Annotated in this window: 15 protein-coding genes; all 15 read left to right on the forward strand. The window is 41.4% G+C overall.

The genetic code is table 11. From position 1 onward, the window contains the following. The coding region (locus H8706_RS11110) for a DEAD/DEAH box helicase family protein (protein ID WP_262432678.1) at positions 1-1,284 on the forward strand (1,284 nt) is incomplete at its 5' end. A gap of 175 nt (positions 1,285-1,459) precedes the next feature. Then, positions 1,460-3,580, forward strand: coding sequence for a recombinase family protein (locus H8706_RS11115; RefSeq protein WP_237972436.1), 2,121 nt, complete (start codon positions 1,460-1,462; stop codon positions 3,578-3,580). Next, positions 3,505-3,876: a TnpV protein gene (locus H8706_RS11120; RefSeq protein WP_262432679.1), complete on the forward strand. Its 372-nt coding sequence runs from the start codon at positions 3,505-3,507 to the stop codon at positions 3,874-3,876. The genes H8706_RS11115 and H8706_RS11120 overlap by 76 nt, the downstream gene beginning before the upstream one ends. A 253-nt stretch (positions 3,877-4,129) precedes the next feature. After that, complete coding sequence (locus H8706_RS11125) at positions 4,130-4,459, forward strand: DUF6442 family protein (protein ID WP_173757016.1); 330 nt, start codon at positions 4,130-4,132, stop codon at positions 4,457-4,459. Continuing rightward, a complete protein-coding gene (locus H8706_RS11130) occupies positions 4,456-4,662 on the forward strand; it encodes a helix-turn-helix transcriptional regulator (RefSeq protein WP_015533646.1) in 207 nt (68 codons plus the stop codon). The genes H8706_RS11125 and H8706_RS11130 overlap by 4 nt, the downstream gene beginning before the upstream one ends. 9 nt (positions 4,663-4,671) lie before the next feature. After that, a complete protein-coding gene (locus H8706_RS11135; protein ID WP_173757014.1) occupies positions 4,672-4,974 on the forward strand; it encodes a DUF3784 domain-containing protein in 303 nt (100 codons plus the stop codon). Positions 4,975-5,128: 154 nt separating this feature from the next. Continuing rightward, positions 5,129-5,539 carry a helix-turn-helix domain-containing protein gene (locus H8706_RS12450; RefSeq protein ID WP_158365190.1) on the forward strand — a complete coding sequence of 137 codons (411 nt, stop codon included), beginning with the start codon at positions 5,129-5,131 and terminating at the stop codon, positions 5,537-5,539. 262 nt (positions 5,540-5,801) lie between these two features. After that, entirely contained in the window at positions 5,802-5,993 is a 192-nt protein-coding gene (locus H8706_RS11145; protein WP_035323891.1) for a hypothetical protein, read from the forward strand. Next, positions 5,974-6,993: an AAA family ATPase gene (locus tag H8706_RS11150; RefSeq protein WP_237972435.1), complete on the forward strand. Its 1,020-nt coding sequence runs from the start codon at positions 5,974-5,976 to the stop codon at positions 6,991-6,993. The genes H8706_RS11145 and H8706_RS11150 overlap by 20 nt, the downstream gene beginning before the upstream one ends. Before the next feature lie 181 nt (positions 6,994-7,174). After that, positions 7,175-8,440 (forward strand): plasmid recombination protein, encoded by a 1,266-nt coding sequence (locus H8706_RS11155; RefSeq protein ID WP_237972434.1) that lies wholly within the window; start codon positions 7,175-7,177, stop codon positions 8,438-8,440. A 123-nt stretch (positions 8,441-8,563) separates the two neighbouring features. Next, positions 8,564-8,752 carry a transposon-encoded TnpW family protein gene (locus H8706_RS11160; protein ID WP_004452856.1) on the forward strand — a complete coding sequence of 63 codons (189 nt, stop codon included), beginning with the start codon at positions 8,564-8,566 and terminating at the stop codon, positions 8,750-8,752. A gap of 79 nt (positions 8,753-8,831) precedes the next feature. After that, entirely contained in the window at positions 8,832-10,376 is a 1,545-nt protein-coding gene (locus H8706_RS11165) for a helicase C-terminal domain-containing protein (protein WP_262432683.1), read from the forward strand. Positions 10,377-10,521: 145 nt separating this feature from the next. Then, positions 10,522-10,695, forward strand: a complete 174-nt coding sequence (locus H8706_RS11170; RefSeq protein ID WP_262432680.1) for a plasmid mobilization protein — start codon at positions 10,522-10,524, stop codon at positions 10,693-10,695. Between the two features lie 22 nt (positions 10,696-10,717). After that, positions 10,718-11,020, forward strand: coding sequence for a MobC family plasmid mobilization relaxosome protein (locus H8706_RS11175; protein ID WP_262432681.1), 303 nt, complete (start codon positions 10,718-10,720; stop codon positions 11,018-11,020). Continuing rightward, on the forward strand, positions 11,020-12,363 hold a 1,344-nt coding region (locus tag H8706_RS11180), incomplete at its 3' end, for a relaxase/mobilization nuclease domain-containing protein (protein ID WP_262432682.1). The genes H8706_RS11175 and H8706_RS11180, both read left to right, overlap by 1 nt.

A 12,363-nucleotide genomic window follows, 5' to 3' on the forward strand; every position in this document is an offset into this window, starting at 1 on the left:
CAAAGCAAAATCGAGGTCAAATATTCAAATCTTACGGGTGAGTGGAATATTCAAGGCAAGAGCGCCGATAAGGGCGTTAAGGCTACCAACACCTATGGTACAAGCCGTATCAGCGCTTATAAAATTATTGAGGATTCGCTTAATCTGCGCGATGTGCGTATCTTTGATTATATTTACGATGAAAACGGAAATAAGGTTGCAAAGCTGAATATTAAGGAAACCACCATCGCCCAGCAAAAGCAGGCGTCAATCAAGCAAGCCTTTGAGGATTGGATATGGAAAGACCCCGACAGGCGTGACGACCTGTGTAAAATCTACAATGTTCGGTTTAACTCTATCCGTCCCCGTGAGTATGACGGCAGCCATATAACCTTCAATGGGATAAACCCCGAAATAGCTCTGAGGAAACACCAAAAGGACGCTGTTGCACGAATTATGTACGGCGGCAATTCTTTACTCGGTCATGTGGTCGGCGCCGGCAAGACTTGGACTATGGTTGCGGCAGCAATGGAATCACGGCGGCTCGGACTATGCAATAAATCGCTGTTTGTAGTACCCAACCACTTGACCGAGCAATGGGCAAGCGAATTTTTGCAGTTATATCCGGCGGCAAATATTCTTGTTGCAACAAAAAAGGATTTCGAGATGAAAAACCGCAAAAAATTCTGCGGCAGAATTGCAACGGGCGATTATGACGCCGTTATTATCGGTCATTCGCAATTCGAGAAAATACCGATGTCGGCAGAACGGCAGAAAACCATACTGCAAAATCAGCTTGACGAGATTATTAACGGAATAATCGAGGCAAAAACCGAAAATGCGGAGCGTTACACGATTAAGCAAATGGAAAAGACAAAGCGTGGACTTGAAGCAAAGATAAAAAAACTCAATGACCAAGAACGCAAGGACGATGTTGTAACCTTTGAAGAAATCGGTGTTGACAGAGTGTTTGTGGATGAAGCACATTATTACAAAAACCTTTTCCTTTACACAAAAATGCGAAATGTCGGCGGTATCGCACAGACCGAAGCACAAAAGTCAAGCGACCTGTTTATGAAAACACAGTATCTTGACGGGCTTACGGGCGGAAAGGGCGTTATTTTCGCAACGGGAACACCTGTTTCAAACAGTATGGTTGAGTTATATACTATGCAGAGGTATTTGCAGTATAAATCGCTCCAAGAGCGTGGATTACAGCACTTTGATAGCTGGGCGTCCACCTTTGGTGAAACCGTATCGGCAATGGAGCTTGCACCCGAGGGCTATACTTTAGTAGGACGATAAATAATGCGTTCCTAAATTGAAAATAGGTTATCAAAGTCGGTTGCAGAATTTCAAAAAATATTTTTTTGATTCTTTGAAAAACAGTTCCGCTTTGTATCCCTATTTTCTCCTATTGGTAGAGGGAGTAATACTTTTAATACCAAAACAGATTACATAAAGAAAGGAGGATAAGAGAATGTCAAGGACTTCAAAGATTACAGCACTCTATGAGCGTTTATCACGAGATGATGACCTCAATGGTGAGTCAAATTCAATCACCAACCAAAAGAAATACTTGGAAGATTATGCTCGCAGAAATGGGTTCACGAATATTTGCCATTTTACTGACGATGGTTTTTCGGGTGTGAATTTCAATCGTCCGAGTTTTCAAGAGTTGATTAAAGAAGTAGAAGCAGGAAATGTCGCAACGATTATCGTTAAGGATATGAGCCGATTGGGGCGAAACTATCTGCAAGTCGGCTTTTATACGGAAGTTCTGTTTCCGCAGAAAGATGTCCGTTTTCTTGCAATAAACAACAGCATTGACAGTAATAATGCTTCGGATAATGACTTTGCCCCGTTTTTGAATATTATGAACGAGTGGTATGCCAAAGACACAAGCAATAAAATCAAGGCTGTGTTTGATGCCCGTATGAAAGACGGAAAGCGTTGTAGCGGTTCAATCCCCTATGGATATAACCGATTAGCAACCGACAAACAAACGCTTGTCGTTGACCCTGTGGCTTCTGGGGTGGTAAAGCGTATCTTTCTGCTTGCCAACGAGGGCAAAAGTCCGAGAGCAATCGCTGAATTGCTTACCGAAGAAAAGGTTTTAATTCCGGCAGCACACGCAAAGGAGTATCACCCCGAGCAGTATAACGGTACGAAGTTTTCAGACCCATATACTTGGGGAATGTCAACCATAAGGGCGATTTTGAGCAGACAGGAATATCTCGGTCATACGGTTTTGCGTAAGTCTGTCAGCACCAATTTCAAGCTGCACAAAAGGAAGAATACCGATGAAGATGAACAGTATGTATTTTATAATACACACGAGCCTATCATCTCGCAGGAACTTTGGGACAGCGTTCAGAAGCGAAAGAAACGAGCGAACAGAACAGCGGCAAAAGGTACGCATAGCAATCGTTTAAGCGGTTATCTGTATTGTGCGGATTGTGGCAGAAGAATGACCCTGCAAACGCATTACAGTAAAAAAGACCGTTCGGTGCAGTATTCTTACCGTTGCGGTGGGTATGCAAGCAAAGTAAACTCTTGTACTGCCCATTCGATTAGTGCTGATAATGTTGAAGCCTTGATATTATCGGCTGTAAAACGATTATCAAAATTTGTTCTGAATGACGAAGAAGCCTTTGCAAAGGAACTTCAAGCACTTTGGAATGAAAAGCAGACAGAAAAGCCAAAGCAGAATAAATCGGAACTGCACCGTTTTCAAAAGCGATACGATGAACTATCCAAACTTATTCGTGGTTTGTATGAAAATCTTGTTTCGGGGTTACTGCCCGAAAGACAGTACAAACAACTGATGAAGCAGTATGATGATGAACAGGCTGAATTGGAAACGAAGATTGAAGCAATGCAACAGGAACTGACCGAAGAAAAGGCAAATACGGTGGATATTAAGCATTTCATTTCTTTGATACGCAAGTGCAAAGAGCCGACAGAAATTTCCGATTTGATGTTTGCCGAACTCATTGACAAGATTGTGGTTTATGAAGCAGAGGGTGTGGGAAAAGCAAGGACACAAAAGGTTGATATTTATTTCAACTATGTCGGGCAGGTCGATATTGCCTATACAGAAGAAGAACTTGCTGAAATCAAGGCACAGGAAGAACAGATTGAAATGGAACGACTGGCAAAACAGCGTGAGCGTGAAAAAGCATACCGAGAGAAGCGAAAGGCAAAAAAACTCGCTGAAAACGGTGGAGAAATCGTCAAAACAAAGATATGTCCTCACTGTCAAAAAGAGTTTGTGCCTACAAGTAACCGACAGATATTCTGTTCAAAGGATTGTTGCTATCAGGCAAGGCAGGATAAGACAAAAGCCGACAGAGAAGCAGAAAAAGGAAATCATTATTATCGTCAGCGTGTATGTGCTGTGTGTGGCAGTACCTACTGGCCTACACACAGTCAACAGAAATTCTGTTCCGAAGAATGTCAAAAGCAAAATCACAACGAGAAATCTTTGGAATTTTATCACAAGAAGCAAAAGGAGAAATCAGAATGCAAAGATTTATTACAGACGAAAGAACTGGTATCCAGTACGAACTCATCGGAGATTATTACTATCCCTGCTTGACGATAGAACACCCCCCTGTTCTCACGAAATACGGAAGAATGAGGGAAAGATATTTAAGGGAACACAAGAAAGCCTTATATTTTAATCTGCTTACAAGCGGTAAGTTGTATGAACACCTTGCTGATATTGATACTTTGGCGTGTAATATGGCGGAGTATCTAATAAAGGGAATGGCAAAAAAACAAGGTGTGACGGAACAACTGAAAGCGGAGGATATGATGAGATGGGTCGGATTGATGAACAATATCCGAGCCTGTGCAGATGAGATTGTATTGAACGATATTGTGTATTCCTAATAGCATACCAGCCGAAAAGGAACTGCTGTCTTTACTGATGGCAGTTTTCTTTTTCGGGAAGTATTCAAGAAGTCATTAAGTTGCGAGTGTAATGGAAGTGGCGGAAAAGTATAATGCAAACAGCCATATACTTCATTTCCGATATGCCATTCTCCTACATTGTTTGTAACTTTTGTGTGAACACTATTGACAAGAAAACTTGGTATTAGTATAATTAAGGTGTGCAAAGAAAACTTGGAACGGAGGTATTCATATGAAAAAGGAAGAAATCTTAAACGCAAGTAGAAAAGAACATCAAAATAAAGACTTGGCGGAAATGGAAGTGCTATATCTGGCAGGAAGTCACGCAAGTAGAGTGGGGGCTTTGGTGTGTTGTCTGCTTTCTTTGCTATCTTCTATGATTGCCCATACTATGATTTACAGTCCTTGGGTTATATATTTCAGTATTCTTGCGACACAATGGTTAGTTCGTTTTATCAAAATGAAACGAAAGAGTGATTTGCTATTGACCAGTATGTTTTTCATTCTTTCCGTTTTGGCATTTGTTGGATTTGTTCGCCAAATTTTAGAGGTGAGCATATGAAAGAGCAATTACATTTGAAAAATCACTTAAAGGAAGTTCGTACAGCGGCAAATCTTTCTCAAACCCAGCTTGCAGAAATGGTAGGAGTTTCAAGAAATACCATTAGTTCTATTGAAACTGGACAGTTCAACCCAACAGCAAAGTTGGCATTGATTTTATGTATTGCTTTAGACAAGAAATTTGAAGAACTGTTCTATTTTTAGGAGGTAATTATGGAGAACATTATGTTGTTGATTTTAGGAGTGTTCATATCTGTTATAGGAATTGTAAATATCAAAGGCAATATCAGTACAATTCATTCTTACAATAGGCGAAAAGTAAAAGAAGAAGATATACCAAAGTATGGAAAAGCCGTTGGAACAGGAACACTGATTATCGGAATATCTTTGGTGTTAGGTTTTATAGTTTCATTTTGGAGTGAAGAGACTATGGGATTTATTATTCTTCCAGCAGTTATTGTCGGATTAGGCTTTATGTTGTATGGACAAATTAAATACAATAAAGGGATTTTTTAAGCAAAGGAAACTTTGAATTTTCCGAATTTCTTAATACATTTTTGAACTGAAAAACTTGATTGAAACCGTTGGTTGACACATTTCCAAGCATAGGTGGTGGTAATGCAACTATAAAAAATGCTATGATTTTGTCAAAAGGAAAGGAGAACTGACAATGAATATAGCAGATAGAATACAATATTTACGAAAACAAAAAGGATATTCGCAGGAGGAACTTGCTGATAAGGTTGGTGTATCAAGACAGGCTGTATCAAAATGGGAAAGTGAACAAAGCACACCCGATTTAGAAAAAGTAATCGCTATGAGCGAACTTTTTGAAGTCACAACGGATTATATTCTTAAAGGAATAGAACCAGTATCAACAACGAATAGAAAGACTGTTAAGACGTTGTACTTAGGGTTTGTTTTAATATTTGCAACCATAGCAGGAATATGGTCTTTTGCTGCAAACCGATTTAATTATGATGAAATTATTATGATTATTTTAGCAGGCGGCGTAGTTGGTTTAGGAATGGCTCTAATTGTTCAGGTAATCGGCAGTATAGTTTCAAACAAGAAACAATAATAAAAGTGAAAACTTTCAGTTTTATGCAGATAATCAACAATCTATTAGAACGCAGAAAACATCGTAGAAATACGGTGTTTTTTGTTGCCCCAAACCCTACAATTTCATACATAACCACAGGTTAGTACAAATACCTTGCGTGATTTTTTGAAAGGCTTATAAAGGCAATTTTGCCCGATTTTCGCCCCGAGAAATGACAGAAACAAGGCTCTGAGTATCTTTCCTGTGGTTTTTTTATTTTCAGACGGAAAGGAGGATTGATATGCCGAGAATGAGTAAGAAACGGAAACAAGAGTGGGCGTTGTTTCTGAATGAAAGAAATCGCATTACCTACAACGAACTTTGCAGAAAATGCAGTAATGACTGCAAGCAGAGTTTTCGCTGTATCGTGGTGCTCTGCCCGAAGTATTTATCGAAAAGGAGAACGAAGAACAATGATGAAAATGGAAAATGAGATGAATGTAAATGTACCTCTTGAAGTTGTAAAGGCAAGTGAAATCGAGCCGAAAGAAGTGAAATGGCTGTGGTATCCGTATATTCCGTTCGGCAAGGTTACGCTGTTGCAGGGCGATCCGGGCGATGGAAAAAGCAAGTTAATGCTTTCCGTTGCCGCCCTGCTCTCTAAGGGAGAGCCTCTCCCCTTTACCGATGAAGAAACAGAGCCTATGACTATCATCTATCAGACAACGGAAGATGATGCAGACGATACGGTAGTACCCCGTTTTAATTCTGCCGGTGGGAACGGAGAAAACCTTATCTTCATCAAGGAAGATGAAAAATCTTTATCCTTTGGGGATAACCGTATTGCTGAAGCAATCGAAAAGTACCACGCAAAACTTTTAATTCTTGACCCGATGAGTTCCTATATCGGAGAGAACTGCTCAATGAACAATGCCAACGAAACACGAGCAGAGTTTAATCATCTGATTGCGGTTGCAAAGAATACTGGCTGTGCCATTGTGATTATCGCTCATATGAACAAGATGAGAGATACCAACCCTCTTTATCGTACCAACGGTTCTATTGATATTGCGGGTGCTGCAAGAAGTATTCTTGCAATCACACGCACACCGAACAAAGAAGCACCAGCGGAACGATATATGGTGCAAGTGAAATCTAACCTTGCCCCGACAGGCTCGGCAATTCTCTTTGAGGTGGCAGAAAAGGGCGTGGACTTTATCTCTGAAATGGAAATGACAGCAGAAGAAGCGTTCCAGTCCCTTGCTCCTAAAATGGGCAGACCGAACGAAAAGGAAATCAAGGCGAAAGAATTTCTTTTGGAAATTCTGAAAGACGGAGAAATGCTTTCTTCGGATTGCGAAGAAAGACTTGAAGCCGCAGGGTTCAAGAAATCGACCATCAAAAAGGCAAAGAAGAAAGCAGGCGTTGTCTCAAGAAAACGAGGCTTTCTGTGGTACTGGTCTTTGCCGATGGGCGATATACCGAGAGAATAAAAGCCGGCTGTCTGATAGGAGGACAGTCTGTTTTTATGATGGAGGTATCTAAGGAGGTCAAGGGGGAACTCCCTTGCCCACGACATCTTTGCAGACGAAGTCTGAAAGTGTCATAGTGGGTTACACACATTCAAAGAATGTTGTGTAATGGCTTCGCCCCCTGCTGAGAAAGGAGAGCAAAATGGCAAAAGGCAACAAGGCAGATATGAGTTGTGCAAGGGTAAAACAATACACCGCTTCTGATGTGAGTAAGGCGGAAAGGCACAACGAACGCAAGAATGAAACCTATGAAAATATGAATGTGATTGTGGAGCGAATCCCCTTTAATGTGCATTTCAAAAAGCCGACTGCCCCGACCTATATGGAGCAGTTAAAGCAGATGGAAACAGACGGTCAGGTGTCGCTTCGTGGACTGAGGAAAGACGCAACACTCTTTAATGAGATTGTGATTGATGTGAACACGATGTACTTCGAGCGTAACGGTGGCTATGAATACGCAAAGCAGTTTTATGAAGAAGCCTATCATTTTATTGAAGAAAAATTCGGTGCGGACAATGTTATATCGGCGGTAATGCACGCTGATGAAATCAATGTAGCCGCAAGCGAAGAACTGGGAAAAGAGGTTTACCACTATCATCTTCACGCTATGGTTCTGCCAGTGGTGGAGAAAGAAATCCTATGGAGTAAGCGTTGCAAAGACGAAAAACTGCGAGGAACAGTCAAGGAAGTGGTTAATCAGATTAGCCATTCAAAGAAATGGAAATCGGATATTCCGCTGACCGATGAAAAAGGAAATCCGCTTCTTAGGAAGAACGGCAAGCCGATGTTTCGTGCTTCGTACAGCATACTGCAAGATGAACTGTTTCACTATATGACGGAACAAGGGTTCAAAGGCTTTCAGCGTGGCGAATACGGAAGTACAGCAGAGCATTTGACTTCCCTGCAATATCAAATCCAACAGGACAAAGAGCGATTGGAGAAGTTGCAGAAGCGTATTCAGAAAGAGCAAGTCAAGTATGAGCCTGCCCGTCATATCTCTAAAACCTTAAACGAGATTGACGGTATGGGGCAGAAAACAATCACAGGTAAAATGGCAATCTCCAAAGAGGATTATTCTGAGCTTACTGCCCTTGCCAAAGAGGGAATTACCGGTCGTGCGGAAATCAATAAGTTAGAGCAGAGTGCGAATTATTACCGACAGAAATATTTTGACAGTGCAAACGCATTGGAGAGAATGAAAACTAAATACAACGAACTGAAAGAAAAGTGCAAACCTTTTCTTGAAGCGTTGGAACATTTCCCCGAAGTTGCCAAACTTTTTACCGAAAAAGTGAAGCAACTTTTTTCTTTTAAGGAAGCACAGGAACGAGCCGAAAAAGAAGCAAGGGAAAAAGAAAGACAAGAGCGTATTAAGGCACGAAGAAACAAGCGTGGTATGGAAAGATAACCATTTCCATTATACTCACGACTTAATGACTTCTTGATATGTTCCGATGAAACAGGCTGTATTTGTGGGGTGTTCCAAACGGAATGCCCCACAGTCAATTTATGAAAAGGAGAAACGGACTATATGAAAGAAAACACTTTATCTTATACAACACGAATAGGCAAAACAACTTTTATTGTCAATGTGAAGCAATCGGAAAGTGCGAAGAAGCCTTTGAATACGGTGTTTCAAGAAATATGCAGACACGAGATGTTGGGAGATTTTTCAGCGGATAAATATTTGAATTTAGAAAACTTACAAAAATCATCTTGACAAACTCGTTCCCGAAGGCAGTGGTTATCGTATGAAAACAAGGTTTGCAAAATTCTTTAATTTGCCCGAACTCATTGCAATGTTCAAAGAGGTTGCCGATATTCAGACGGCGGATATGCTGAATTTGCCCGTGCCGGAGGTTGAATATCACAACGAGGTTGCAGAGCCGACCCAATTTCAAAAGGATATGGTGGCAGACCTCGGAGAACGAGCCGAGGAAGTGCGTAAAAGGACTGTTGATCCGAGTGTTGACAATATGCTGAAAATAACAAACGACGGCAGAAAATTGGCACTCGACCAAAGAATGATAAATCCTATGCTCCCCGATGATGAAACCTCAAAGGTATCGGTATGTGCAAACCGTGTGTATGATATATGGGAGGAAACAAAAGATAAGAAAGCAACGCAATTACTCTTTTGCGACCTTTCCACACCGAAGAATGACGGTACATTTTCCGTGTATAACAGCATACGGGAAAAGCTGCTCCAAAAAGGCATACCCGAAAATGAGGTTGCTTTTATTCACGATGCAAACACAGAGGTTAAAAAAGATGAATTATTCAAGAAAGTGCGAAGCGGTGATGTTCGTGTGCTTCTCGGCTCTACCTCAAAAATGGGTGCAGGGACAAATGTGCAAAAACTGCTCTATGCCTCGCACGACCTTGACTGCCCGTGGCGTCCGGCAGACCTCGAACAGCGAGCAGGGCGTATCATCAGACAAGGCAATACAAACGAGAAAGTGCATATCTACCGTTATGTAACCAAAGGAACCTTTGACACTTATATGTGGCAGACGGTGGAGCAAAAGCAGAAATTCATATCGCAGATATTTACTTCAAAATCTCCCGTCAGAGTTGCGGACGATATTGACCCAACCGCCCTGTCCTTTGCGGAGATAAAGGCACTCTCGACAGGTAATCCGCACATTAAGGAAAAGATGGAGCTTGATATGGAGGTATCCAAGCTGAAGCTGATAAAATCGTCCTTTATGTCGCAGATTTACGACCTCGAAGATAAGGTTGTGAAATTCTACCCCAAACAAATTGCAGAAATCGCAGCAAGAATAAAAGGGCTTGAAAAGGATATTGAAACTGTCAAGCAGTATCCGAAGGCTGAGGATAAATTCAACACAATGACGATTGACGGGTTTGGATATTTTGAAAAGGAAAAAGCGGGTAACGCTCTTATTGAACGCTGCAAGAAAATGACCTCGGAAGAGCCGGTGAATATCGGTGATTACCGAGGTTTTTCTATGGAACTTTCCTTTGACAGTTTTCAAAAATTATTCTATGTAACTCTTGTCGGGTGTTTGTCGCATAAGGTTGAACTCGGAACAGATGTGTTCGGTAATATCCAGCGTATCGACAATGCTTTGGACGGTTTTGAAAAACGGCTTGAAACCGAAAAAGAAAAACTCGCAAACACCAATACGCAGTACGAAACTGCAAAAGCTGAAGCAAAACGGGCGTTTCCGCAGGAGGCGGAATTGCAGGAAAAAACAAAACGCCTTGCCGCAGTCGAAGCGCTGCTCAAAATGGATAAAAAGGACGATAATGTTATCGACACCGATGTTTCCGATGCGGAAGTGCCGCAGCAAAAGCGTGAATACGCTATGGCAAGGTAAAAAATATACGCCGAAGGCGGACGGGACAAATGCGTGAGCATTTGTATTAGCAAGCACGGCATTTTGACGGCAAAACGCCCGCTTGTTAGTGGTAATGCCCCTAATACCCCGCCGCACGGCTAAAAGAAATGAGGTGATTTTAACAATGGATAAAATCAAAATATCGGTACGACTCACCGAACAGGAACACAAGAGGCTGAAAGCAAATGCCGCCGCTTGTGCCTTAAAAATGGAGCCATATATCCGCAAGCACGGCATTTTGACGGCAAAACGCCCGCTTGTTAGTGGTAATGCCCCTAATACCCCGCCGCACGGCTAAAAGAAATGAGGTGATTTTAACAATGGATAAAATCAAAATATCGGTACGACTCACCGAACAGGAACACAAGAGGCTGAAAGCAAATGCCGCCGCTTGTGCCTTAAAAATGGAGCCATATATCCGCAAGCTGATTATGGGGAAAGAGATTCGCCCCCGTCCGCCCGATGAATATGTAAGACTGCTTCGTGAGATAAACGCTATCGGAAACAACATAAATCAGATAGCACATATCGCAAATGCCCAGCAGTATATTTCGGAGGATAAAATTGAAACTGTGCTGCAAATGCAAAACGATATTATGCGTCTTGTGAGGAGCGTCCGATAATGGCAATTACGAAAATATGGACGGTCAAATCAAGGCTTGATTCAAGTCTTAACTATATTACAAATCCCGACAAGACAAGCATAAAACCCGACATTGATGCGGTAGAGGGTGTAATCAAATATATAAAAAATGAGGACAAGACCGAAAATTGCCTTTATGTCAAAGCATATAACTGCACGACGGATAATCCATACGCCGATATGATAGACACACAGGAGTTTTTCGGGAAAGCAGGACATAAAAACGCCGTACTTGCGTATCATTTGGTGCAGTCTTTTAAGGATTTTGAAACAACACCGGAGATTGCTCATAAATGCGGACTTGAACTTGCGGAGCGTTTGTTTGCGGATAAATACGAAGTGGTCGTTGCAACTCATCTTGACCATAAGCACTTGCACAATCATCTGATTATAAACTCTGTATCCTATGCGGACGGCTACAAATACCGAAATAATTTCAAGGACTATTTCATAGACATTCGAGGAATATCGGATCAAATTTGCAGAGAAAACTGTCTGTCGGTAATCGACAAACCCCAAAGGCGAGGTATGCACTACGGCGAATGGCTGGCATTAAAAGAAGGCAGACCGACTATCCGTGGCACTATCCGCCGTGATATTGATGAGATTATAAAATGCTCATATACAATGGAGCAGTTTTGGAATAATCTCAAAAAACGAGGTTTTGTCATTCACAGAAAAGGTCCGAACATCAAATATACATCAATAATCGCACCGAACGCAAAACGCCCGATGAGGCTTGATAATCTCGGCAAGAATTACAGTGAAGCGGAAATATTGCAAAGGATAATCGCAACCCGAAACGGAATTATCACGGCTTCCCCGTCCGAAATGCCGAAAAGACAATACAAATTCAAAGGTAACATTAAAGATGTAAAGGGCAAAAAGTTAAAAGGCTTTGTTGCCCTCTACTTTCACTACCTCTATTTATTCAAGAAAATCGAGCGTAAACAGACACCGCAGAGGGTGTCATTTTTTATGCGTGAGGAAATGATAAAATTCGACCGTTACCAACGGCAGTTCAAATTCTTATTTTCGCACGATATTGAAACGGGCGAAGATTTGCAGAAATACCAAAAGGACAAAGAAGCCGAAGTTGAGATTTTAATTACACGGCGAAAAAAACTCTATGACGAAAGGACTGATGAAAATTGTGATGATGTCAAAGAAAAAGCGAAAGAAATCAATGCGGAGCTTAATGAAATCCGAAAAGAAATCAGACTGTGCAAAGCAATATTTAAGGATTCGTATAAAATTGCCGAGAAAAAACGGCAGGCGCTCGCTTTGCAGAAACAGGCAGACAAGGAGTTGAGAGAAAATGAA

The organism is Qingrenia yutianensis (genome assembly GCF_014385105.1).
Classification (GTDB): Bacteria; Bacillota; Clostridia; order UMGS1810; family UMGS1810; genus Qingrenia; species Qingrenia yutianensis.